Genomic DNA, 25,221 nt, shown 5'->3' on the forward strand with positions numbered 1-25,221 from the left:
TCGAATGAGTGAATATATCATCGGAATAGATGCCGGTACCACAGGTATACGTACTTTTTGTTTTAATAAATCCGGGACTGTGATCTCAAGCGCATATTCCGAATTTAAACAATATTTTCCTAAACCGGGTTGGGTGGAACATGATCCTGAAGAGATCTGGGCAAAAACCGAAAAACTTATTTTAAAAGCGATCCGCAATGGAAAATTGAAACCGGAAAAAGCGGTAGCAATCGGGATCACTAACCAAAGAGAAACCACAGTATTATTCGATAAGGATACTGGTGCTCCTGTTTATAATGCGATCGTATGGCAATGTCGTAGGACCTCCGACTTTTGTTCCGGATTAAAAAGAGAAGGTTTAGAGCCGATATTCAGAAGAAAAACCGGCCTAGTTGTGGATGCATATTTTAGCGGAACCAAGATCAGATGGATCTTGGATAATGTTAAAGGTGTAAGAGCAAAGGCAGAAAAAGGAAAGGTTCTATTCGGAACCATAGACACTTATCTTCTATATCGTTTGACTGCGGGAAAATCCCATAAAACGGATCATACAAACGCGAGCAGAACCCTTATCTTCAATATCGAAAAGAAAGAATGGGATAAGGAACTCTTAAAAATATTACAGATACCGGAAGCAATTCTTCCTGAAACTCATAATTCCAGCAGTTTATTCGGAAGAACAGAAGGAGTGAAAGGATTGCCTGACGGAATTCCAATCTCTTCTTTAGTAGGAGACCAACAGGGCGCATTATTCGGACAATTATGTACCGAGCCTGGAGAGGCAAAGAATACCTACGGAACCGGATGTTTCTTATTGTTTAATACGGGAAACAAATTACAAATTTCTAAAAACAATCTGATCACAACTCTTGCATGCGGACCGGAAGGAAAAACTGTCTATTGTTTAGAAGGTTCTATCTTTATAGGTGGTGCAGTAATCCAGTATCTAAGAGATAATCTAAGATTTTTTAAGGAATCGAAACTTTCCGAGAAGATGGCTTCTTCCGTTACCAAGGATGACGAGGTGGTTTTTGTGCCTGCATTCTCCGGTTTAGGCGCTCCTTATTGGGATATGAATGCAAGAGGTGCAATTCTTGGTTTGACCAGAGATACCACCCAGGAACAGATCACAAGAGCCGCATTAAAATCAATCGCATTACAATCTTATGAACTAGTGGAAGCTATGGAGAATGATACTGGTTCCAAGCTGAAAGTCCTAAAAGTGGATGGGGGAGCTACCGCTAATAATTGGCTTATGCAATACCAAGCTGATATTTTAGGGAAGAAGATAGTGAGGCCTTCGAACCTAGACACAACTGTTTTGGGAGCGGCATATCTTGCAGGATTAGAAAGAGGCTTTTATTCTTCCGTAAACGATCTGAAGAAGAACCAAAAAACTAGTAAGGAATTCTCTCCTAAACTAAGCTCCAGTTTGAAAGAAAAAGAGATCCGAGTCTGGAAAAATTCAGTAAAAAGAATTTTGACTTCTGAATCTTAATTAGTAAGAAAAGGAAAGCAGGCTAAATTCCAAAGGTTTTCTTTCGGAATTGATGCCTGCTCCAATAATCAGCTTTGCCTGATCGTACTTAGGAATTTCTAAAATATAACCCGCGGAAATTTTAAAAAATTCATACTGATCTCTTTCTTTTTTAGAAAGATAAATATCTATTCTTAAAACTTCCATATACTTCAAGATACGAAGAAGTATTTTATCCTTTGTAACAGCATAAAGTTCAATCTCATTGGACGATCTGTTCAGATTGAACTTTTCACCTGAAATTCCTTCGAATTCGATTTCCGTTTTAGAAGTGTCTTCTTCTGCAGTATCTATATAGATTGGAAAATTTCCTTCTTCATAATAGATCCTTCTGGAGAATCTTCTGAAGATCTCTTTCTCCACAATTTCAGGAAATGATTCCCCCGGTTCCGGTTTTTTACTAGGACCATCCAAGATCTGTTTCCATTTGTTTTTGGAAACATTCTTCTCTACCATTCTACGAACAGGAGGAGATAGTTTTGGGATCGAAAATTTTAAGATCCTTTCATCTAATTTATTCAAAATAGAATTTAAGAATGGTCCATGTATTAGAGGAAGTATCTCAATAGAGAAGATACGATCTCTTAGGAATTTCGCAAATTCTATCTCGTAAGTGAATAGATTAGAAACTAATCCTTGTTCTTCCGTAGGAGTTCCAGCATATAAGATCTTTACCAAACGAAATAGATAGGTTTTACTTTCCGGATCAAAATACAATTCCTCGATTTTTTTGATCACTTCTTCTTCATTTAATTCCGGATTCACTATATCTCTGAGGGAAAGATATTTGGTGGAGAACATCCTTTTTCGGAACATTCTATATAGAGTGAAGTTTCCTGTTTGGATACTACCCAATTGTGTTTGTAAATTTTCTCGAGTAATCAGAATGGGAGCAGTGGATTTCGATATTGGAGTTCCTATAACTCGGTAAGGATTCGAACGGATTGGATAATGAACACCATCGAAAACTTCCTCAGATTCCTTAGGAAATTTCGAATCCTCCGAATACAGTAAACCTTCCGTATATTTTAAATAAGGAGGGGTTTTAATCGCGGAACTTGGACTAGTCTTGCGATCATATTCTAATTCATAAAGAAACTTAGGAATAAGTGCGGCCTGGGAATATAGATAAGGAAGTTCTTCAATTTCCGTTAGAGGAAAATCATAAAAGGGAGAAATCTTAGAATGTACCCTTGCAACAGAGTCAGGATTACAGAATAGAAAATGATAATTTTCTCCCTCGAAATAGATCATGGGAACTTGTAAAAATTAATCTTCTTCTAATAGATCCGGATGTAAAACGGATAGACCCGGTGCCTTTGTCTCTCTTTTGGAAAGTTTAGAGACTAGTTGTTTTTTGAATAGGGTCCAATCGTAGGTTTGTTTTAAGGAATCTAATTCTTCTTCGAAGCCGTATTGTAAAAAGTCCAATGTCTCTTCTTCAGTGAGTCCTGTGACAAGGCTACTATCTGAAACCACCCTTAGGATTTTACGAATATCTCTTTCATTCCAGACTAGGATTCCTGAAAGTCTTACAACCCAATATTCATTGTCCATTCTTACAGATTCGTCGATTATTTCTCTTTGTTCAAGAGTAAATTAAGTTCTTAAAATTTTCTGACCACTAAAAGACTCATATCGTCTTGTATTCTTCCGCCTGTATGTTTCACAACGTCGGAAAATAGATCATCTATTAATTTGCGAATATTCTTCTTGGGAGCAGTTTCTAAAAATTTGTATAAATTCTCTCCATAGTATCCGCCAATACTTCTGTTCTTTTGTTCAAAAAGTCCATCAGTGAAACAGAATAGGATATCATCTTTGTCCATTTTGAAACTTTGAGAAGGTTTCGGTTTTTTGAGGGGAGAATTCATTACCGTGGAAAGGAATTTTCCGTCGGTGCTTACGACGTAAGTTTTATCTTCCTTACTCTTATATAAGACTAGGCTTGGATGAATTCCCGAGTGTAAAAAATTTCCCTTATTATCCGCCTTCATTAAAAGAAAAGTAGCATAAAGACTACGGTGTATATGCGGGAACGTATTCGTCCTTTCTTCCAAATGTTCCAACATCTGGTCTATGATTTCATGAGGAGTTTCGAATTTATGGACCAAATGGCTCATTTGGTTCATAATCATTAGACTGAATAGTCCGGCCACATACCCATGACCGGAAGTATCTCCAATCCCCATCCAATAATTTCCATCTTTGTCTTTTAAAAAATTATAAAAATCCCCGCCAATAGGATTATAAGTCATACATCTTCCGCGGATCTCGTAATTTTCATCCACGTAATCCAGAGGAAGAACGTAGTTTTGCATCCTACTGTCTCCTCTACGGAAACGTTTGATTATTTTTCCGAATTCTTGCTCTCTTGGTAAGATCTTCTCGGTTAAAAACAAAACGAATGCAGAAAAATTAATGAATAAAGTAAAACAACATACTAAAAGTAAAACGATCGGAACTCGAACCGGAGGGGTATAAAATTTAAGTCCGATTCCCAAAGTACCTAAAATGGAAAGATTCAGCACGATCAAAACCGGCCAGGCGTCTTTCATGTACTGTTTGATCGTAGTGGAACTTCTCATCTTACCTTAAAATAGGCATGGCCTTGGTATTCCTTCTTGGAATAATTCCTACGAGCAATTCTAAATAACTCATCTTCTGCATAAGGTATGTTTGTTCCTTCCACTACGCCGAAAGGTTTTTCTCTATAACCGGATTCATAGATCATAGGAATTAATGTGTCGCTAGAAGGATCGTAATGATACAATAGTTTGTGAGAAGTTTCCAGGAAATTTATTTCGGGACCTGAGATTTGTTTTCCGTCTTTCCAAACGGATTCTTCTTTTTTAATCTTTTGTGTATTGAGTAGAAGCCAGTTCCCACGAGACTCATATTTTCCGGATCCTTCTATTTGGATTCGACGAATTTCTCCTTTTTCTTCGATCTCCCTCAAGTAGTACTTTTGGAAAGATTTTTCAGAATTAGAAAATTCCAATTTTTCGGATTGGTTTTCCTTATAAGATGTAGAAGTTAAGGGAGAGAAGGGAGGAAGTTTTTTGCTATAGATTCCCTTTAAGGTAATATCGCTGGAAGACTCCGGTCTTTCCGGAAGCTCTCTGATCCAAGAAGGGGGGAAACATCCAGTGAGAACGAAAAGAAATACGAATATTCTTAGAACTGTAAGTATACCTTTCATAGGAAATCGGCGGAAAAGAAACACATTATTTGCGAGTTTCGTCTCGCTACACTTCCAAAATCCGCTTAAGGCCGGAGAAAGGCAAACCGGAAATATGGTAATAGTCCGGCTCGCAACCTAGGCGATTCGATTAAAACTGGAAGTAAATAAATTCTCCGCCTCCGTCCCCGAATATACCCATTAATAAAAGTATAATGATGGAGAATGAAGGTAATAACCAGCGGAATCTGATCTGTATTTTTTCTCTAATACTTGGATAATATTGAACTGCATTCCAAAGGAAAGTGAATAGAATGAATGCAGCTAATTCCTCCCAGCGTACGAGTGCTTTTCCGCCTATTATATTTAAGAAACCTGTAAAATAGTCCCAAGCTAAATTGAGAGAATTTTTACCTGCAGCAGCGGTTCGGAAGAAGATTCCCGAGATCGCAAATAAATGTATGATCAGTGCCACTTTCCAGAAACGTTTCCAGCCTCTAGGTTCTTCTTCTTTTTTAGGATCGCCCGGCGAGAAGAATCTTTCTACTGCTAGGATCAGTCCTAAATATGCACCCCAAAGCACATATCCGAAATTTGCTCCATGCCATAAACCACCCAAGGTCATTGTGATCATTGAATTCGCTTGGGTTCTCCAGAATCCGCCTCTGCTTCCACCTAATGGGATATAGAGATAGTCTCTAAGCCAGGTGGATAAGGTAACATGCCAACGTCCCCAGAATTCTCTGAAACTTGGGGAGAGGAAAGGCCCTCTGAAGTTTTCAGGGATCTCATAACCAAGTAAATATGCGGAACCTCTTGCCATATCGGTGTATCCGCTGAAATCACAATATACCTGGCAGGCAAACCCGAACGTTACTAGATATAAACTGAAAAAATTATATTCTCCCGGATGCTGGTATATCCCCGAGATGATCCCAGATATATTATCCGCGATCACTACCTTCTTAAATAAACCGGAAAGAATTAGAAAAACTCCCCATTGTACTCGATTGAAATCGATCGCTGGTTTGTCCAGTTTTGGAAGAAAGTCAGTGGTTCTCATGATCGGTCCTGCGATCAATTGAGGGAAGAAAAGAATGAATAAGAAATAATCTAATGCGGAGATCCTTTCCGGAACATGGTCTCTATGGATATCCACTTGTAACGCGATCAATTGGAATGTATAAAAGCTGATCGCGAGAGGTAGAGGAATATGGATCCCTTTTCCAAATTCAGAAAATTGTAAGGATCCCGTAAAGAAGTCCAGTGAATCCAGAAAGAAATAGAAATATTTGAAGAATGCTAGGTTAACAAAATTAAGAACTATGATCCAGGTTAGAAGTTTAGATGTGGATTTACCTTTTCTTTTATTCTCCCAAAGTTTAAGAGAAAAATAGAAGTTCACTGCGATCACGAGTAGGAAGTGGATCGAAAATGCCGCACCAGAGTAAAAATAGAAAAGAAGAGAAGAAACTAAAAGTAAAGGCTTCCTTCCTTTTTGAGGAAGGCTCCAATACAGTAGGAATGTAAGCGAAAATAAAGCTAGGTAGGGAAGGGAGTTAAAAAGCATTTTAGAATTATTTTATAAAACCTTATTCGGGTGAGAATAGATAATGCAATTTATGATCCGGAGAGATCCGGAACGGTAGCAAAGATTCTAATAATGTAGGACCGGTTCCGGTATCACTATCTATCTGGTAGAAGTTTTCAGGCTGAGGTCCCTTATAAGAATAGAATACAATTCTTGGACTAAGCGTAGAAGAACCTTTATATCCGGGAAGTTTCGTTATTTGAACGACTGCATCTTCGAAATAACCAATAGAATCAATGAGTCCAGTTTCCAATGCTTGATTGGCTGAATAAATTCTTCCGTCGGCAAGTTTTCTAAGTTCGGATTCCTTTAACTTAGGTCTTCCTTTTTTGATAATACTTAAAAACCTTTCGTAGTTCTCCATGATGATATCTTGGAAAACTTTCTTTTGTTCCGGAGTGAATTCTTCTACAGGGTTTCCTGTGGCCTTGTTTGGGCCGGAACGAATTGTGCTACTCTTGATCCCGAGTTTGTCCAATGCTTCTTTCGCATTGATCCCGAATCTAAGAACTCCAATGGAACCTGTAATTGTTGTAGGGTGAGCTTGGATATGGTCAGTTGCCATACTCAAATAATATGCACCTGATGCTGCAGTATCCATGAATAGAGAAAGGACAGGCACATTCTTCTTCTTTTTGAATTCTAAAATTTCATGATGGATTAGATCACTCGCAGTTACCGATCCGCCGGGAGAATCTATTTTTAAGATTACTCCTTTGATCTCCGGATCTCTCGCCGCCATAGACAAATAGGTTTTGACCCTGCTGACTAGGCTGTCCTTTTCTCCGCCTAAAAGTCCTCCTGAGGATTTTTGTCCGGAGATCTCTCCTTCGATAGGGATGAGTAATATTTTATCAGGGCTTTCTGTAGAAGAACCGGTGACTAATTTTTCCTTAGGGATAGGAGAAGTTTGGTTCGGAAAAGAAAGGAATAAACATTGGCTTAAGAATAAGATCCCTAATACAAATAGAAGTGATTTGTGGAAAAGGAATTTCATCATAAAGCCTCCGGCCCATTCTGAGAGGGCCGGGTATCGCTTCAATTCCTTTCCTTTCTGTTTGGCGTCCAAAAAAAAGTCTCAGATCCGTTTTTTACTTTCCCTCTCAGCTAGTTTTCCCAACCTCCTTCCCGCAATGTATGAATTTCGGACGGAGAACTCTAGTTTTTTGACCGACGGTACCCAATGGTTTTCTTGGGACTGGACCCATCCAATTACAAAGGAAACTTTTCCGATTATCCTACCTTATGATAAAACCTTAAGTATATTTGAATCAGGTAATTTTCTAATGTTCCCTTGGGTGAATCGATATGCTTCTACAGAATTCATTCTAAACGGAAGAGAATGGAATATTAAGGAAATGATCCGAGATTCCAATCAGTTTCCTGTTCATGGGGTCGTCCATTCTCTAGAGAGAAAACTTTTAAAATTGAAAAATAACCAAAAGGGCGCTGAGTTTAGAATAAACTTTCCGGAAGAATGGAAGGATTCTCCACTTTCTGGAATTGCAATCCGTGAAGAATATTCAATCGAAGAGACTTCTTCCGGGACTCTACTAAGTGTGAAGACTAGATTTAATAATTTAAGATCTGATTCTATCAGATTTGCTTACGGTTATCATCCGTATTTAAATTTAGGAAAAAATGATGGAGATTGGAAACTTCGTCTTCAGTTGGACAAAAATTTGGAATTAGGAGAGAACTTAGTTCCGATCCAACCTTTTATTTCTAACCCGGTTTCTTCCGTTTTGGAAGGGGAGAAGATCCCAAGTCTAGATCATTTGTTCTTTGGAAAAGAACCTAGAGTTGTTTTGGAGAATGGAACCAAAAAATACTCTATCACGGTCTTAAGTCCTCCACCGGAAGAAGGACAAATTCCATTAAATTATTATCAAATATATACAAAACCGGATCGTTCTGCGATTGCAGTCGAACCTTGTAGTTCTCCAGGCAACGCACTTTTGTCCGGACTGGATTTAAAAGAGCTAAAAGGTCATTCGGAAACCTTCGGAGAATTCAGAATTTTGGTGAGATCGATATGATTCGGCCTTATAATCGCTTTCTTCTTGACAAGGAGGGGGTCATTTTCAGTCTAAGTTTTAGGGGAGATTCCACGCCGTGAGTAAACCGTTAATCGTACAAAGTGATAAGACTATGCTTTTAGAGGTGGACAATCCTGAATTCGAAGCCTGCCAGCTAGTCGTAGCTAAATTCGCGGAATTAGAAAAAAGTCCGGAATACCTACACACTTATAGAATTTCTCCTCTTTCCTTGTGGAACGCTGCATCTATCAAAATGAGTGCGGATGAGATTGTAGAATGTTTGGAAAAATATTCTAGATACTCGGTTCCAAAAAACGTAGTCAACGAGATCAAAGAACAGATCGGAAGATACGGAAAAGTAAAACTAGTCAAGGAAGAGAATGGAGATCTTTGTATCATCTCCAATGAAAAAGGATTTTTACAAGAGATCTCAAATCATAGAGCGGTCCAGCCTTATATAGAAAAGACTGAGAACGATAAGATCTATATCAAAAAAGAATTCAGAGGCCATATCAAACAGGCTCTGATCAAGATCGGTTTCCCTGTCGAGGACCTTGCTGGTTACGACGAAGGAAACAAATACGGATTCAACCTAAGACCTACTACCAAATCAGGTAGAAAGTTCGGAATGAGAGACTACCAAAGAGCTTCCGTGGAAGTATTTCATGCTGGTGGTGGGAACGAAGGTGGATCCGGAGTGGTGGTTCTTCCCTGCGGTGCCGGTAAAACGATCGTAGGTATCGGTGTGATGCAGATCGTGGGAGCAGAAACTCTCATCCTTGTAACAAACACACTTTCTATCCGCCAGTGGAAAAACGAAATTTTAGACAAAACAGATATTCCTGAATCTGATATCGGGGAATACTCCGGTGAAGTGAAAGAGATCAAACCGATCACAATCGCTACTTATAATATTCTCACGCACAGAAAGAAGAAGGGAGGAGATTTCACTCACTTCCATTTATTCAGTGCGAATAACTGGGGACTTATCGTTTACGACGAGGTTCACTTACTTCCGGCTCCTGTATTCAGAATGACTTCCGAATTGCAGGCAAAAAGAAGATTAGGACTGACCGCAACTCTAGTCCGAGAAGACGGATTGGAAGAGGATGTATTCAGCCTCATCGGGCCTAAAAAGTACGATGTGCCTTGGAAAGAGCTGGAAAGCAAATCCTGGATCGCGGAAGCAAAATGTAAAGAGATCCGTGTTTCTATGGAAGACGATCTTAGAATGAGATATTCTATCGCAGATGATAGGGAGAAGTTCCGTTTAGCCTCCGAAAATCCGGAGAAACTGAAAGCGATCGGAATGATCATGAAAAAACACTCCGAATCTCATCTACTTGTGATCGGGCAGTACATCAATCAGTTAGAAGAGATCTCTAAAACTTTCAAAATTCCTTTAATTACAGGAAAAACTCCTTTGGGAGAAAGACAGGAATTGTACGATGCGTTCAGATCGGGTAGGATTAAGTCTCTGGTAGTGAGTAAGGTTGCAAACTTCTCTATTGACTTACCGGATGCGAATATCGCAATCCAGGTTTCCGGAACTTTCGGTTCACGTCAGGAAGAGGCACAACGTTTAGGCCGAATTCTGAGACCAAAAGGTGAGGATAATACTGCGGTTTTCTATTCTTTGATCTCGAGAGATACGAACGAAGAAAGATTCGGTCAGAACAGACAACTTTTCCTTACGGAACAAGGTTACGAATACGAAATATACACTCTAGACCAATTCAGAGAATCCCTCGAAGAAAAAGTCGGAGCACAATAAAAAAGAGGTCTAAATGGAATGGAACGCAAGAAGGCTGGAGGTAGTCGAGCCTTCACCCACCCTAGCAATCAGCGCTAAGGCGGCAGAACTAAAAAAGAAAGGCGAAGACATCGTAAGTTTCGGAGCGGGAGAACCTGACTTCGAGACACCGGCCCATATTAAAGAGGCTGCTAAAAAAGCGATCGATAAGGGAATGACCCGTTATACTGCCGTTTCCGGTACGGTGGAACTCCGAGATGCAATCATCACTAAATTCAAAAGAGATAATGGACTGGAATATTCCAGAAACCAGATCATTGTAGGAACAGGCGGAAAGCAGGTTATCTATAATTTCTTCTTAGCTACCCTAAATCCTGGAGACGAGGTTGTGATCCCGGCTCCTTATTGGGTAAGTTATGCGGATATAGTACGTCTGGCAGAAGGTAAGCCGGTCATTGTTCCTACAACCAAAGCTGATAATTTCCGTATTTCTCCTGCACAATTAGAGAAAGCGATCACACCTAAAACGAAGGTAGTGGTTTTGAACTCTCCATCTAACCCTACAGGGTCCGCATATTCCAGAAAAGAATTAGAAGCGATTGGAGAAGTGATCTTAAAACATAGGGTCATGGTTTTAAGCGATGATATCTATGAGAGTATCGTTTTTGACGGATTCCAATTCTCAAATCTTGCAATGCTTTCTCCCGAGCTGAAAGAACTTACATTCGTTGCAAATGGTGTATCCAAAGCATACTCCATGACAGGTTGGAGAATCGGTTATGGTGCTGGCCCTTTGCATATAATCCAGAACATGGATACGATCCAAAGTCAGTCTACCTCCAATCCTTCTTCTATCTCCCAAGCTGCCGCAGAAGCTGCACTGACTGGAGACCAGGCTTGTGTGGCTGAAATGGCTAAAGCATTCCAAAAAAGAAGGGATCTGATTGTAGGACTTTTAAATGAGATCCCAGGTGTGGAAGTGAATGTTCCTCAAGGTGCATTCTACGTATTCCCTTACCTGACTGGAGCTTATGAGACTGATGGTTTCAAAAAAATGCAGGCTGCGAGTTCGGAGACAAGCAAGAGTAAATTATTCTGCGCTCATCTTTTGGATAAGTATAAAGTAGCTGCAGTTCCAGGAATCGCATTCGGAGATGATAATGCACTTCGTCTATCTTATGCGATGGGAGAAGAAGATATCAAAAAAGGTGTCGCAAGAATTTCCGAAATGGTAAAGGATTTCTCCCGTTAAAAGAATGTATTTACGCCGGTTAGTATATCTAATACTGATCGCGACCTGTACATTCTCCATTTCTGCTCAAGAAAAAAAGCAGTATATCATTTTGGATCCGGGAACGGAACTCTATCTGTTCCCGGAAAAAAAATCCGAAGTATTACGTAAACTTCCCTTTGGAGAAATTCTCTCCGCAGAAAACCAAAAAGAAGCAGACTCCAAATTCCAATTACTCACGGACAAGGATGGACTTACCGGTTGGGTAGATTCCCGTGCCTTATTTAAAATGGGAAGTAAGGGAAGTTATCCAGTCATCACAAAGGCTATCGAAAAACTTCTATACCAAGATTCGGGACCGAATGAGTTGGAATCCGTTTTTACCTATTTAACAAAAATAGAAGAAGGTCCTATCTTCCAAGGAAATGAGTATTTGCTCCTAAAGATCCGTAGGTTAGTGGTCCTACAAAGATACGCGGAGGTTTTACAATCTCCTGAATACAGGTCCAAATCCAGACAAAAGTTAGAAGATCTTTTAAAGAATAATCCAACTGAGCTTGGAGTATATTCCAAAACAGGAAACTGGTCGGATACATTATCCAATGCACCGGAAGGTTCTAAACTAAAAGTCAGACCCGAAACTTTTTGGAAAGTAGCAGAAGCTTATCCCAACTCTAAACCCGGGGACTTTGCCGCTTACTTAGCGGTAAAATACACACCAGAGATCAGATGTGGAAGAGATCCGATCTGTGTTTTGCAAGACGAAGAAAATCGCAGGCTAAAATATTTGCTTCTGCAACCGAATGGGAATTATGCTCCTATCTTTTCTTCTCATTTAGAAAAACGATTGCTTCATTTTTCCAAGGACAGAGAAACCTTGGTCTGTGATACAAAACTTCCTAAAGAATCAGGACTCAAAAGTTTCAGAACTAAGGTCCAGGAACTACCTGCAAGATATGGAAAGAAGTTTTATTCTAAACTAAGAGTGATAGAAGAGGAATGTTTAAAGAAGTGAAACTTTTCTTTAAAGAATATCCGCCTAAAGAAACTGCAAAGTTAACCACTCCTATCTTAATTTTACACGGACTATTCGGCTCTTCCAAAAACTGGGTTAGCGTTTCCGATTTTTTAAGCCAATATTCTAAAGTGTACAGCCTTGATCTCAGAAACCATGGTGATTCTCCACATTCTACAGAACATTCTCTGAGTTTAATGGCAGAAGATGTAAAAGAATTTATAGATGATCATAAACTTGAAAAAGTAATTATACTCGGTCATTCCATGGGTGGGCTGGTCGCAATGACATTCGCCCTTAGACATCCTGAAAAAGTAGAAGATCTGATCATCCAAGATATCGCTCCAAGAGACTACGAATTCAAATACGAAGGAGAACTTGCAGTTTTAAGAACGGATCTTTCTGCTTTTAAGAATAGGCAAGAGATAGATTCTGCTACTTCTAAGTTTGTCGATAATCCGTTTATCCGAAATTTTTTACTCATGAACCTGGATAGAACAGAATCCGGACAATATCGTTGGAAACTGAATGTGGATGCGATCTCTCGTTCTAAAAATATGTTCCAAGCGGAGTTTTCCGGAGCGGACAAACAATATTTAGGAAAAGTAATATTTATCCTAGGTGGAGATTCCGAATATTTTCATACAAGCGATAAGATTGTATGTTTAGAATATTTCCCGAACGCGAAATTTGAAACAATCCCAGGCGGGGATCATTATATCCATTTTACCAAAGCGGAAGAATTTCGTAAGATACTTACCACTTTTATGGATTCTATCGTTTCCGGTTCGGGAAAATAAACCCTGCGATTAACGCGAAACTCCAGAACAAGATCATTCCAAGTGGAACAAGCACCGTAAAATTATAGTTCTTCACAGTTCCGAAAATCCCAGTCACTAAGATTGAACTTGCAAGCGCTAAGGCCAAACCCAGATCGGAAACAATAATTCTTTTTCTCAGGAATGGGATTACTTCCGTTAAGAACACAGCAACCATAGAACCCACTGTAAAAGAAGAGATTTTTAGTCCTAACTCCAAGAGACCTTTTGTATAATTTTCAGGAAGGGAGAAAAAGAAGAAGGAACTGAAAAAAAGTAAGATTCCGAAGAATACGGAAGAAAGTTTCTGTCCTCCTAAATTCCAACCGAAATCCGCTTTTGCAGTTAAGGATAAAGAATTTATAGAACTGGATAATGTAGACATTGTAGATGCTAATATTCCGGAAAGTAAAAGCCCTAAAAATGGGGTTGGAACTTCTTCAATTAAGAATTTAGAAAATACCTTGTCTTGAGCGATTGTCTGCCCATTAAACTTATAGAATAAGAAAGTTCCGATCGCTAAGAATAATATCATTTGAAAGAAAACCGCAATCCCGGAACCGATCATAGCTTTTTGTGCATCTTTTACATTTTTGGCAGCAAGAGATCTTTGGATAAACATTTGGTCCGCGCCGTGGGTTCCTAAACTAAGTAATGCGCCTCCGAGTACGGCCCAAGGCATAAAATAAGTCGCAGAAGTATTTTCCCATTCTAGAAATTTCAGTTTGTTTCCTTGCCATGCAGAAGAGATGACTGCTAAAGGTTCCGGACTTGCTTGGTAGAGTAGAAAGAGTGCGAATACTCCTCCGAATACATATACAAAATATTGTAATGTATCCACCCATACGACCGATCTGAATCCACCTTGCATTGTATATAAAACTGTAATCAAGGTGACGATCGCTAAGGTCCAAACTCCAATCGAGTATTGACTAAACGAATAGGGTATAATTTTAGGAAGCCCCAACTCTAATAACATTGCAACCGGAAGAGTGGATGCATAGAGCCTGACACCATCTCCTAAAACACGAGTTACTGAAAATAGACCAGACATTGTTTTTTGGGATTTTCTTCCGAATCTGGTTCCAACCCATTCATAAACCGAAAGAAAATTATGGTGGTAGGTGAGTGGGATAAGAACGAATGCAACTACTGTTCTTCCTAAAATATATCCGAACACAACCTGTAAGAATGTAAAATTTCCTGAGTAGGCAATTCCAGGAACGGAAAGAAAGGTCAATGCAGAGGTTTCCGTCGCTACAATGGAAAGTGAAAGTGGAACCCAAGAAAGAGATCTGTTCGCTAAGAAGAATTCCTTGGATTCTGAACTATTACGTCCGGATTTATAACCGGAATAAAGAACGATCCCAAAATAGAAAAATAAAACAAGAGCGTCGGACCAAGCAAAATGCATACGCGAGCATTCTTTCTTTCGCGAAGCTAAGCGCAAATCAGAATTCTTTCTATTTTAGAAAAGCAAATGACGATCGGAGAATTTCCCAAAAGATGGCAGAAAATCCGGATACTCGCTTACATGAGCACTCCAAAATATAAATTCCAAATTAAGGTCCCAGGAACTTCCGCTAATTTAGGTCCCGGTTTCGATCTATTGGGGTTGGCATTCCAAATTTATAACGAGTTCAGTTTTGAATTCGGAAAATCCTCTGAGTTTACTCGGAAGATCAAAGGATCTTCTGCTCCGGTTTTTACCGACGATGAAGATCTAGTTTTACAATCTTATAAAACATATTTTTCAGTATTTGTATCTTCACAAACAAAATCATCTTCTTCTCCCATTCCCTATTCTGTAACCATGGAACTGGGGCTTCCTTTAAAGGGCGGTTTGGGTTCTAGTGCGAGTGCTGTGGTCGCGGGATTTTCTGCTGCGAGATTCGCGCAAAGTGTATATTTTCCGGAGACAAAACTGCCGAGTGAAGCGGAGTTTTTGTACCAACTCGCTTTATTGGAAGGTCATCCTGATAATACAACTCCTGCTTATTTAGGCGGATTTGTTTTCTCTTATTTTGCGGAAGATAAACTCTATTATTTTAAAAGAAAATTCCCTAAGAATGTACATTGTTTCTTTTTAATTCCCGAATTAGAGATCTCGACAAATCATTCCAGGAAATGCCTTCCGGATACCTATCCAGTTTCTGATATTATTTTTAATTTGAGTAGAATGTCTACTTGGTGGGAATTTTTAGAATCAGGAGAACCTGGACTTCTAAAAAGAGCTTTGGAAGATAAGATCCATACTCCATATAGAATGAATTCCGAATTTCCACTTTTACCTTTGGTTCAAGAGATAGAAAAATCTGCCATTGGTGTTTCTCTTTCCGGAAGTGGTCCTGCTGTTCTTGTTTATACGAGAAGAAAGGACTCTAAAAGATTGGAGAAAAAATTTTCGGAACTTACAAAACAATTCTCTGAAAAATCAGGAATTACTTGCAGACTAGTTCATCTTTCTCCAGATACGAGTGGGGCAAAGATCTCTTTTAAAAAGATTTCTTAATCTTCTTCCGAAGATCTTTCTTTTCCGAAAGAGTAGAGTCCTTTTTTATCTCTGGATCTGGTAGCAAGTCCTGGATGGATCTTTTGGACTGAGAATACGAATCTCATCCTTTCTTTTCCAAGCTTATTCACAAAGAAGTTAGAGGTAACACCGATCTCGAAATATTGGGTCATACGATCTTTAATGATCTTATCCGAGATCCTAAATGATGCAGTTTGTCCAATGATCTCATGGCTTTCTAATTTTTCTTGGGATTCCATTTTTGCAAAGTGCTGCATACGAGGTGGTTTCATAATTGCAGGACCGGAACGGTTGATTAGAATATCATAATCTTCCGTATCTTTCCCTTTTTTTAATATGAATACTAAGTGATCGTCTTGTATGGATTTGCAAAGGGTAGGTATGTCTCCGTAGACTTGACCTACCGAAAATTTATAAATACGTGTGCTTTCCGGAACTACGATTTCGAAGGTGTCTCCTTCTTCCGGCGGGTCCATTTGGCCAGGGCGTGTTTTGGCCGCATATGGGCGTAGTACTTCCCAATAAAAAAAGAATCCCATCCCTGAAACTGCAATGAGTGTCAGGACGCCTAAGGCTAAATCTAACTTGGGAGAAAATACAAGACCTAACTCGAAAGCCAAAATTAACCTTTTAAATCAATTTTACCGCGACCGGTTTTCGTTTCTGAGACAGAACTGAATCTGGAACTTACGATCATTGATAAAAGATCCTTCATCTGTTCCGGACTGATCACTTGGCTCAATCTTTCTTCTGCACTTACCGGGGTAGGTTTCATTACCAATTCATCCCCTTTGGGTTCGTTTTTCAGTTTGATTCCCTTCCAATCGGGAGCTTGGATATCCAATACGTCTCCGACTGATTCTAGTTCGGGTTTAGTTTCTCTCTGCACCGGAGACCAGGTCACCGGATACTGTCCCGAATGTATACCATTTACGTTCATAAACCTAAACCTCCGTTTTCAGGTTCCTATTAATTCCTATCGGAAATCCAATCGCTTGCTTAATTTTTTTTCGAAATAATTCCTATATAAGCCAGAATTTGAACGGTTTTTTTCCCGTGGATTTGGATCGATTTCCTCCTTTTTAACCCTCCGAATTATTCGTTTGCCTCCCATACTCAGCTTTCTAAATTGGCTGGTAGGGGAGCTTTTCTCCCTTTGGTAAGGATATTATGTCTGAAGAAACTTCTTCCACTCTGTTAGACCGTGTTTTCGGTCCGAAATTCAAGGAGGTACTTCCTTGGATCTTTTTAGGCTACGTTCTAATATCTATCGCTATTATCGTAAAACTTTCGATCCCTGAACATTATATGAGAGTCGGGACTTTCGGATTCTATACTATCTCTGATATAAAAAAAGATAACCCGTCCGCTTACCGTAAATACCTTCAGGAAAACAATCAGCAGATGTACAGAATGTTCTCCCAACTTGCTTCTCAAGAGATCTTGAAAAAAGAAGCGGCTGCTAAAGGAGTTCCTGTAGAAGAGCTTACTAAGTTTGGAAGAGGATATGAACCTGTTCAAGACGAGGTCGTGGCAGCTTACAATCAATTCAAAGACGAGCCTGGCTTAAAAGGAAAACCTTTAGCTGCAGTCCAAGGTGAGATCGTAAAATATTTAAAAGCAGTACAAGCTGATAGAGAAAGACAATCATTCTTCGGAAGAATGAGAGAAGAGTATAATACCGAGATTATCGGACCGGAACTTCCTCCTCCTACAAGAGTTGCTATCGAAACTAGCGAGAATCCTACTCTTGGACCAGCTGATGCAAAAGTTACTATCGTAGAATTTTCCGATTTTGAATGCCCTTATTGCGCGATGAGCCAAACCACTACTAAGGCTCTTAGAGAACAATATAAAGATAAGATCAAATGGGTCTTTAGGGATTTTCCTATGGACTTCCATAGAAACGCGATGTTTGCTCACGTTGCTGCAAATTGCGCGATCCCTCAGGGAAAATACTGGCAGTACAATAGCCTTCTTTTTGAAAACGGAAGAAAATTAGAAAAAGGGAATGTAATCAAACTGGCTCAGCAAGTTGGTTTAGATATGGGAGCATTCAATCGTTGTATCGCTGACGAAGACAAAATTAAAGGCGAGATCGAAGCAGATATGCAAGCAGGACAAAGTTACGGAGTAAACGGAACCCCTGCTTTCTTCATTAACGGTATTTTAGTGGAAGGCAATATGCCGATCCAAAATTTCACGAAGATCATCGACGAAGAGCTGAAAAATAACTAAGCTCTAGTATATAAAAAGTTAGGAGTTTCAAATGGCAAAAACAGTTAAGGTAGCAGTTACGGGTGCCGCTGGGCAGATCGGATATTCTTTATTATTTAGGATCGCATCCGGTCAAATGTTCGGAGCGGACACTCCTGTAGAGATCCAAATGTTGGAACTGGAGGCGGCTCTTCCTGCTGCTAAAGGTGTGATCATGGAATTGGAAGACTGCGCCTTTCCTCTTTTGCAAAAAGTAAGTGTTTCCGCGGATATAGATGTCGCTTTTAAAGACATCAACTGGGCGCTACTTGTAGGTTCCGTTCCAAGAAAAGCAGGAATGGAAAGAAGCGACCTTCTTAAAATTAACGGTGGGATTTTTGTAAACCAAGGAAAAGCGATCGAGAAGAACGCTTCTTCTGATGTAAGAGTTCTAGTAGTTGGGAACCCTTGCAATACGAATTGTCTTATCGCTATGAACAATGCGAAAGGAGTTCCTACAGATCGTTGGTTTGCAATGACCAAGCTGGATGAGAACCGTGCTAAATCCCAACTTGCTATCAAGTCTGGAAATTTAGTGAAAGATGTAACCAATGTTGCGATCTGGGGAAATCACTCTTCTACTCAATACCCTGACTTTTATAATGCTAAGATCGGCGGAAAAGTCGCAACTGATGTGATCAAGGATCATGATTGGTTAAAAGGTGATTTCATTAAGAACGTTCAACAACGTGGAGCAGAGATCATTAAAGCAAGAGGAGCTTCTTCTGCTGCATCTGCTGCTAACGGAGTTGTGGATACTGTTCGCCAGATCATCACTCCTACACCGGCAGGAGATTGGTTCAGCGTTGCTGTAACTTCTGACGGATCTTACGGTGCGGATAAGGGACTGATCTTCGGATACCCTGTTAAGTCCGACGGAACTAAGGTTGAGATCATTAAAGGATTGGAATTGAATGACTTTGCAAAAGAGAAATTCAATATCACTCATGACGAACTCAAATCCGAAAGAGACGAAGTAAAAGGGATGTTATAATCCCTACGGAAATCCTGTGCAGGAAACTCCATCCACGAAACTTCCTTTCTTTTCGGAGCTTCCTGCCTTCTTTTCCAGGTTAGAATCTCAAAAGAGGATCCGAGTCTTGGATCCTCCTTCCGGCCTGGACCTCTGCTCCAATGATTATCTGGGGCTTTCTACTCATCCTGAAATCATCCAAGCTCTAAAAGAAGGAATCGATATCTATGGCGCGGGTTCTACCGCTAGCCGTTTAGTTCGAGGTCATAGAACGGTATTCGAAGAATTAGAGAATGATTTTTCGGACTGGGTCCAATCCGAAGATTCTCTCTTCTTCGCAAATGGATATGCCGCTAATTTAGGAACAATTTCTTGTGTTGCCGATCCTTCTTATACAATCTTTTGTGATCGTAAAAATCATGCTTCTCTAATGGACGGGGTCCGTCTCTCCGGCGCTAAAAAAGTATATTATAAACATTCCGATCTAAACGACTTGGAAAATGTATTAAAAAAACACCAAGGCACTAAACATAAGATGATCGTCACCGAATCCGTATTTAGTATGGACGGAGACAAAACCGATATCGGTGCATTAATAGATCTGAAAGAAAAATATGGAGCACTTCTATATATAGACGAGGCTCATGCAATCGGGCTTTTCGGGAAAGAAGGAGCTGGAGTCTCTTTAGAAGAAAACGTCTCCAGGGTTTCTGAAATAGATTTTAGAATGTCTACCTTAGGCAAGGCATTAGGCTTAGAAGGTGCAGTTATTTCTACAACTAAGGATGCCAGAAAATATTTGCTACATTCTGCTAGAACTTTCGTGTTCTCTACTGGTCCTCTTCCAGCGATCGCACATGCGGGTAGGATTGCGATCCGTCTTGCAAGACAGATGGATCAGGAAAGAAGAAGATTAGCGGATAATTCAGAATTTTTCCGAATATCTCTCCATCAGATTGGAAGAGATACAGGAAATTCTAATACTCAAATTGTGCCGATACTTTTGGGTTCAGAAGAAGAAGCACTGCAACTTTCATCTCGTTTAGAACGAAACGGATTCCAAGCCAAAGCGATCCGTCCTCCAACTGTCGATATTTCTCGGATCAGAGTTTCTCTCAATTCTAAGATCAAAAGAGAAGAGTTGGAAAAGTTCATACAATTGGTTCGGGAGAATTAAGTTTGTCCATCTTTGTAACCGGAACCGGGACCGATATTGGTAAAACATTTTTTTGCTCTCTTGTGATGGCTAAGTATGCAGAAGAGCTTGGGCTGAAATATTTAAAACCAATCCAAACAGGAACGGATTCGGATAGAGTAAAGATCATGAATCTTACCGGATTAAATGAATCTTATTTTTTAAAAAATTATTATACATTCGAACTTCCTGCTTCTCCACATTTAGCTTCTGAGATGGAAAATACAGCTGTAGACACTGACGAACTTTCCAGGCATTTATTCAGTATTAAGGATGCTAAAATATTGGTAGAAGGTGCAGGGGGTGTATATGTTCCTCTTAACCGTTATTATTTTACTGTAGACCTAGTAGAGCAGGCAAAAATTCCATTAGTGTTGGTTGCTTCTACTGAACTTGGAACAATCAATCATACGTTATTGTCTATTGAGGCTCTTCGAAAAAGAGAAATCAAGGTTTTAGGCGTCTATTTTATAGGTCCAGAAAACCCGCTTCGCTCTGATAATATCAGGACCATCATAGAAGCTGCTGAAATCGGACTTTTGGGAACATTTCTTCTTCCTGAAAGAAAGTTGTCTAGAAAGGAATTCTTAGATAAGGTTGTAAATGAATTCGATCCGGATAGGATCCTTCCGGACTTACTTTTCCCTTGATCTGGCATCCATACACAATCCAATTAGATTCAGATCCTCCTTTGAAGATAGTATCTGCAAAGGGTGAATTTTTATATGATGAAAATGGAAAAGAATATATAGATGCGATTTCCTCCTGGTGGGTAAGTATCCACGGTCATAATCATCCAAAACTTGTAGAAGCAGTCAAAAAGCAGTTAGATTCTTTGGACCATGTACTTCTTGCAGGTTTTACACATCCTCCTGCCTTAGAACTTGCTCATGAACTTTTAGAATTCACCGATTGGAATTTTCGTAAAGTTGTCTATTCGGACAACGGTTCCACTGCGTTAGAGATCATGTTGAAGATAGCTCTTCAGTATTTTAGGAACCAAGGTAGAGAAAAGAAAAAGGTATTTATCAACTTCTCCTATTCATATCATGGAGACACAATCGGTGCAATGAGTGTAGGAGGAGACTCAGTATTCAATCGAGTATTTCAGAGCCTTTTATTCCAGACCAAAAATTTCCCTTCTCCTGCCTGCCATGATTGTCCTGTTTCTAAATCCCCACATTCCTGTGCGGAAGATTGTTTGGATGAATTAGAAGCCTATTTATCCGCTCACTCCGAAGAAGTAGTGGGAGTGGTAATGGAACCGTTGATTGCGGGTGCGGGTGGAATGTTATTCCATAAACCAAGCGTTCTTACTAAGCTGAGAGAGATTACTGAACGTCATGATGTGCTCCTGCTTTTGGACGAGGTATTTACTGGTTTTGGAAGAACAGGTGCAAACTTTGCCTACCAAAAGGCAGGTATTCGTCCCGACATGGTGGCTCTCGCAAAAGGACTAACTGCGGGAATTCTACCCTTGGCAGTGACCTTAGTTCGGGAAGAAATTTACAAAGAGTTTTTATCCTCTGAACCTATGAAGGCGTTCTATCATGGACATACCATGACTGGATATCCTCCCGGTTGCGCTGCTGCACTTGCATCATTACGAATTTATAAAGAAGAGAATAGGCTCGCTGACGTAAAACAGTTAGAATCTTATCTGGAAGAAGGTTGGGCCAAACTAAGAGCTGAATTTCCGGATAAGATCAAGAACACAAGAGTATTAGGTTCGGTAGGTGTAGGAGAACTTTTTACAGGAAAGGTTCAACCGGGTTATGTAAATCCATTCTCAAGAGAATTTCGCAGGATCTGCCAAGAGAAAGGAGTTATACTCAGACCACTCGGGAATGTGATATATATCACTCCTCCATATAATATTTCTAAATCTTCTTTGGATAAGGTATTCCAAGCAATCCGAGAAGGTCTTGCTGCTTACAAAATCCAAGACTAGCGAACGCCTGTTTTTAAGACCGAATATAGATTGCCAAGAAAAACACTGCCTCGGAAGCTATCGGCAGAATGAAACTTAGTCTAGAAACTCCTCCAGTCACCGAAGAAAAAGTATTTTCAGAGGTGCCAAGTATAATCGATCGAGAGGAAACACATGCAATTCTAAGCGGTCAGATCCCATTGACCGAGGCCTTGGACAAGGCATTCAAGGTCCGTGAAAAATACTTCGGTAAAACAGTTCGTATTCACGTTCTAGACAATATTAAGAACGGACATTGCCCGGAAGATTGTGGTTACTGCGCTCAAAGAAAGAACGCAGGCTCCGGAGTCCAAGAATATTCTATGAAATCTCCAGAGGAGATCTTCCAGGACGCAGTCCAAGCCAAAGAGAATGGAGCCTATCGTTTCTGTATGGTTACTGCTGGAACAGGCCCTAATTCCTTAGCCACTGAAAAGCTGGCATTCACCATCGAAAAGATCAGTAAAGAATTGGGACTAAAAGTATGTTTGTCCGCCGGTCTGCTGGATAGAGAAAAAGCAGAACGTTTAAAAGCTGCCGGTTTAGACAGATACAATCATAACCTGAATACTTCTAAGGCACACTATCCAGAAATCTGTGACACACATACCTACGAACAAAGGGTAGAAACAATTACTCACCTGATGAAGGCAGGAGTAGGAATGTGTTCCGGTGTGATCGTTGGAATGGGAGAATCTCTTTGGGATCTAACGGATGTTATATACGAGATCAAAAATCTAAAAGTGATCTCTATCCCAGTGAATTTTTTCATCCCAGTTGCAGGGCACGCGATTAAAAATCCTCAAAGTTTAACCCCTGAATTTTGCCTCAGAACTCTGATTGCATTTCGTTTGGTGAACCCTGACTCAGAAGTTCGTATTGCAGCAGGAAGAGAAGGGCATTTGAGAGGATTACAAGGAATGGCTTTATATGCCGCGAATTCCTTATTTGCAAGCGGGTATTTGAACGTTAAAGGTTCAGATGCAGCAGATACCATTCGAATGATCTTGGACTCTGGATTTTATCCTGAGTTTTCTTCCGGTATGGGAGAAGAAATAGATTGGGAATCTGCTCTAGGAAAAGACCATCCGTACGCTCCTGAAAATTTCCCGGAACTTTACAAATATCGGAAATCCTTGAAATAGTTTTTTTGAATTGAGAACGAAAATCGTATAGCATTTTCCGACCGACTATGGGAAGATTCCCAGGCTCGGTGGTTTTCCAAGATTAATTTCGGAATAGATTGAAACTCTGGTAGGGGTGAAAATCCTGGATATAACGGAGATTGTCGGATGAAATATAAAATAGAGATCAATAAACTAAAAAACGGCTATATTGAAGCCAAATTGATCGATACAGTTTCCAACAACCCAATTGAATTTCGTATTTGTGATACTGAAGAATATCTGCAGGCTCAGATTGCCGACTGGCATAAACGATTTCATATGAAAGATTCCGAGAACTGAGAGTTTTAGAGGGACTTGTTAAATGAAAGTATTAGGGATTTGCTTTTTTCTTATTTCCCTAATCTCTTGTTCCGTCTTCCAACCCAGGATAATTTACGATTATTATAATCCTGATTTCAAATGTGTGGACAAGCTTGGTATCCGGGATTCTGACAACTGGGAATCCTACCAAAAATTATATCAAGATGCAGTTTTACTTTACACCAATGAGAACGAAAAATTAAAAAAAGCGAATATCGTTTTTGTAGGTAACAGCCTGATTGCGGCTATTCCACCGGATCTGGTCCAAGCAGATTTTCCTGGATCTGTGAACCGAGGGATCGCAGGGGATATGACGGAACTTCTCCTAGGGCGTTTGGACGCCACAGTTCTGAGTTTAAAACCTTCTACCATTATCCTCGAAATTGGGGGAAATGATATCAGAGACGGGAAATGTTTGGATTATATAGAAGGGATCCATAGACTTCTGATCCAAAAGATCAGGACGAGCCTTCCAAATACTAAGGTGCTTATACTAGGGATTCCCCCGGTTTTGAGCAAAAATGTGAATTCCGTATCTCCTATCGTAAACGCTTGGCTTTTACGGATCGCTAATGAAAACCAAAACGTTCAATTTTTGGATATCTGGCCTGAGTTTAGACAGAAAGGGACCCCTTTTATTCGAGAAGAATTGGCACTTTCTTTTGAAGGAAAAAAAGATCCGATCCATATCAATAGAGATGCCTATATCATCTGGCTTCGTAAAATTAAATCTCTCCTTAAATAACCTAAGTGATCTTATTTTTTAGTCCTAAAAACGATTCGGATCCCCAAAGATTATCCGAAGCACTTTCAGCGAGATTCAAACAACCAGTCTTTATAGAAAGAAGATCCGAAGTTTCCAAAAACTTTGTATGTGATGTTTGGGAAACTGATCATTCACTTCCAAGAGAAGAATTGGTCTATTTGAGACAAGAGTTGCAAAGATTCCGAAAGATCGATTTGATCCAGATCTCTTCCTTTTTGAATAATGGTGCATTATTTTGTTTCGATATGGATTCTACTTTGATCCAAGAAGAAGTTATAGACGAACTTGCAAGATACGCAGGCGTATATGAAGAAGTAGCGCATGTCACCAAAGAAGCAATGGAAGGAAACCTGAACTTCCAAGAAGCTCTACAAAAAAGATGCTCTTATTTGAAAGATCTTCCTGTTTCAGTATTTGATGAATTATACTTTAAATTACATCCGAATCATGGTGTTCCTGAATTATTCCAGGGATTAAAGAATAAGAATGTAAAAACCGCGGTTTTCAGCGGTGGATTCACTGATATCTTAGAAAGATTTAAACAAGAATATTCTATTGATGAGATCCGTGCAAATTATCTGGATAGAGCAGAAGATAAACTTTTAGGAACAGTTTCCGGAACCGTTGTAGATAAAAATATCAAAAGAGATTCTCTTTTGGAGCTCCAGTCCCGTTTCAAAATAGGAAGAGAGAATATTGTAGCAGTGGGTGACGGAGCAAACGATCAACTCATGTTAGAAGCTTCCGGGATCGGCATAGGTTTCCACGCGAAAGAAGGTCTGAAGGTTAATATTTCCAATTGGATCGATTTTGCTTCTATGGATGTTTTACTGTATTTGTTTGCGGAATAAGTTGTAGGAACTCCAACATTTCAGCT

The 25,221-nt window shown here is 39.8% G+C and carries 25 protein-coding genes; 16 read left to right on the forward strand and 9 right to left on the reverse strand.

All coding sequences use genetic code 11. From position 1 onward, the window contains the following. Positions 1-4 precede the first annotated feature (4 nt). The gene (glpK, locus tag EHO58_RS16795) at positions 5-1,498 is read left to right on the forward strand and encodes a glycerol kinase GlpK (protein WP_135680683.1); all 1,494 of its coding nucleotides are present in this window, start codon (positions 5-7) and stop codon (positions 1,496-1,498) included. Here glpK and EHO58_RS16800 read toward each other — a convergent pair whose 3' ends face one another. The 6 genes from EHO58_RS16800 to sppA form a co-directional block, all read right to left on the reverse strand. Further along, positions 1,499-2,791, reverse strand: a complete 1,293-nt coding sequence (locus EHO58_RS16800; protein WP_135680684.1) for a hypothetical protein — start codon at positions 2,789-2,791, stop codon at positions 1,499-1,501. It lies immediately after the preceding gene. A gap of 15 nt (positions 2,792-2,806) precedes the next feature. Further along, positions 2,807-3,094 carry a hypothetical protein gene (locus EHO58_RS16805; protein WP_135680685.1) on the reverse strand — a complete coding sequence of 96 codons (288 nt, stop codon included), beginning with the start codon at positions 3,092-3,094 and terminating at the stop codon, positions 2,807-2,809. Positions 3,095-3,144: 50 nt separating this feature from the next. Continuing rightward, positions 3,145-4,125, reverse strand: coding sequence for a PP2C family protein-serine/threonine phosphatase (locus tag EHO58_RS16810; RefSeq protein ID WP_135680686.1), 981 nt, complete (start codon positions 4,123-4,125; stop codon positions 3,145-3,147). Then, complete coding sequence (locus EHO58_RS16815; protein WP_135680687.1) at positions 4,122-4,739, reverse strand: hypothetical protein; 618 nt, start codon at positions 4,737-4,739, stop codon at positions 4,122-4,124. Before EHO58_RS16815 ends, EHO58_RS16810 begins: the two co-directional genes overlap by 4 nt. A gap of 130 nt (positions 4,740-4,869) precedes the next feature. Then, positions 4,870-6,288, reverse strand: coding sequence for an MBOAT family O-acyltransferase (locus EHO58_RS16820; protein WP_135680688.1), 1,419 nt, complete (start codon positions 6,286-6,288; stop codon positions 4,870-4,872). A 22-nt stretch (positions 6,289-6,310) separates the two neighbouring features. Beyond that, entirely contained in the window at positions 6,311-7,309 is a 999-nt protein-coding gene (gene sppA, locus EHO58_RS16825; RefSeq protein ID WP_244241211.1) for a signal peptide peptidase SppA, read from the reverse strand. 166 nt (positions 7,310-7,475) lie between these two features. Here sppA and EHO58_RS16830 point away from each other — a divergent pair, with 166 nt between their 5' ends. The 5 genes from EHO58_RS16830 (at position 7,476) to EHO58_RS16850 (ending at position 13,147) form a co-directional block, all read left to right on the forward strand. Next, entirely contained in the window at positions 7,476-8,348 is an 873-nt protein-coding gene (locus tag EHO58_RS16830; protein WP_135626558.1) for an aldose epimerase family protein, read from the forward strand. Between the two features lie 76 nt (positions 8,349-8,424). After that, positions 8,425-10,122 carry a DNA repair helicase XPB gene (locus EHO58_RS16835; protein ID WP_135626559.1) on the forward strand — a complete coding sequence of 566 codons (1,698 nt, stop codon included), beginning with the start codon at positions 8,425-8,427 and terminating at the stop codon, positions 10,120-10,122. 13 nt (positions 10,123-10,135) lie between these two features. After that, positions 10,136-11,353, forward strand: a complete 1,218-nt coding sequence (locus tag EHO58_RS16840; RefSeq protein ID WP_135680689.1) for a pyridoxal phosphate-dependent aminotransferase — start codon at positions 10,136-10,138, stop codon at positions 11,351-11,353. Positions 11,354-11,357: 4 nt separating this feature from the next. Continuing rightward, entirely contained in the window at positions 11,358-12,347 is a 990-nt protein-coding gene (locus EHO58_RS16845) for an SH3 domain-containing protein (protein WP_135680690.1), read from the forward strand. Further along, complete coding sequence (locus EHO58_RS16850; protein ID WP_135680691.1) at positions 12,332-13,147, forward strand: alpha/beta fold hydrolase; 816 nt, start codon at positions 12,332-12,334, stop codon at positions 13,145-13,147. Before EHO58_RS16845 ends, EHO58_RS16850 begins: the two co-directional genes overlap by 16 nt. On the opposite strand, the gene EHO58_RS16855 is transcribed toward EHO58_RS16850, so the two are convergent. Then, positions 13,122-14,579 (reverse strand): sodium:solute symporter family transporter, encoded by a 1,458-nt coding sequence (locus EHO58_RS16855; RefSeq protein ID WP_135680692.1) that lies wholly within the window; start codon positions 14,577-14,579, stop codon positions 13,122-13,124. The two genes, EHO58_RS16850 and EHO58_RS16855, sit on opposite strands and share 26 nt — an antisense overlap. A 120-nt stretch (positions 14,580-14,699) precedes the next feature. Between EHO58_RS16855 and thrB the strand changes: the two genes are divergently transcribed. Continuing rightward, positions 14,700-15,677 (forward strand): homoserine kinase, encoded by a 978-nt coding sequence (gene thrB, locus EHO58_RS16860; protein WP_135680693.1) that lies wholly within the window; start codon positions 14,700-14,702, stop codon positions 15,675-15,677. Here the strand turns inward: thrB and EHO58_RS16865 are convergent. Together EHO58_RS16865 and EHO58_RS16870 are read right to left on the reverse strand one after the other, a co-directional pair. After that, complete coding sequence (locus tag EHO58_RS16865; protein WP_135680694.1) at positions 15,674-16,318, reverse strand: hypothetical protein; 645 nt, start codon at positions 16,316-16,318, stop codon at positions 15,674-15,676. The two genes, thrB and EHO58_RS16865, sit on opposite strands and share 4 nt — an antisense overlap. 2 nt (positions 16,319-16,320) lie before the next feature. After that, entirely contained in the window at positions 16,321-16,638 is a 318-nt protein-coding gene (locus tag EHO58_RS16870; RefSeq protein WP_135680695.1) for a hypothetical protein, read from the reverse strand. 230 nt (positions 16,639-16,868) lie between these two features. Between EHO58_RS16870 and EHO58_RS16875 the strand changes: the two genes are divergently transcribed. The 9 genes from EHO58_RS16875 (at position 16,869) to serB (ending at position 25,195) form a co-directional block, all read left to right on the forward strand. Beyond that, positions 16,869-17,936: a DsbA family protein gene (locus EHO58_RS16875; protein WP_135680696.1), complete on the forward strand. Its 1,068-nt coding sequence runs from the start codon at positions 16,869-16,871 to the stop codon at positions 17,934-17,936. Positions 17,937-17,967: 31 nt separating this feature from the next. Continuing rightward, positions 17,968-18,948, forward strand: a complete 981-nt coding sequence (locus tag EHO58_RS16880) for a malate dehydrogenase (protein WP_135680697.1) — start codon at positions 17,968-17,970, stop codon at positions 18,946-18,948. A gap of 16 nt (positions 18,949-18,964) precedes the next feature. Continuing rightward, positions 18,965-20,104 carry an aminotransferase class I/II-fold pyridoxal phosphate-dependent enzyme gene (locus tag EHO58_RS16885; RefSeq protein ID WP_135680698.1) on the forward strand — a complete coding sequence of 380 codons (1,140 nt, stop codon included), beginning with the start codon at positions 18,965-18,967 and terminating at the stop codon, positions 20,102-20,104. 2 nt (positions 20,105-20,106) lie between these two features. Continuing rightward, the gene (bioD, locus tag EHO58_RS16890) at positions 20,107-20,772 is read left to right on the forward strand and encodes a dethiobiotin synthase (protein ID WP_135680699.1); all 666 of its coding nucleotides are present in this window, start codon (positions 20,107-20,109) and stop codon (positions 20,770-20,772) included. Continuing rightward, a complete protein-coding gene (gene bioA / locus EHO58_RS16895; RefSeq protein WP_135680700.1) occupies positions 20,769-22,073 on the forward strand; it encodes an adenosylmethionine--8-amino-7-oxononanoate transaminase in 1,305 nt (434 codons plus the stop codon). The genes bioD and bioA overlap by 4 nt, the downstream gene beginning before the upstream one ends. 68 nt (positions 22,074-22,141) lie before the next feature. Beyond that, positions 22,142-23,236 carry a biotin synthase BioB gene (bioB, locus tag EHO58_RS16900; protein WP_135626571.1) on the forward strand — a complete coding sequence of 365 codons (1,095 nt, stop codon included), beginning with the start codon at positions 22,142-22,144 and terminating at the stop codon, positions 23,234-23,236. A gap of 147 nt (positions 23,237-23,383) precedes the next feature. Next, positions 23,384-23,557 carry a hypothetical protein gene (locus tag EHO58_RS19595; RefSeq protein ID WP_165780245.1) on the forward strand — a complete coding sequence of 58 codons (174 nt, stop codon included), beginning with the start codon at positions 23,384-23,386 and terminating at the stop codon, positions 23,555-23,557. Between the two features lie 22 nt (positions 23,558-23,579). Further along, complete coding sequence (locus EHO58_RS16905) at positions 23,580-24,323, forward strand: GDSL-type esterase/lipase family protein (protein WP_135680701.1); 744 nt, start codon at positions 23,580-23,582, stop codon at positions 24,321-24,323. Between the two features lie 5 nt (positions 24,324-24,328). Beyond that, positions 24,329-25,195: a phosphoserine phosphatase SerB gene (serB, locus tag EHO58_RS16910; protein WP_135680702.1), complete on the forward strand. Its 867-nt coding sequence runs from the start codon at positions 24,329-24,331 to the stop codon at positions 25,193-25,195. Positions 25,196-25,221: the final 26 nt, after the last annotated feature.

The sequence above is a fragment of the Leptospira selangorensis genome, from assembly GCF_004769405.1.
GTDB classification, from domain to species: Bacteria; Spirochaetota; Leptospiria; order Leptospirales; family Leptospiraceae; genus Leptospira_B; species Leptospira_B selangorensis.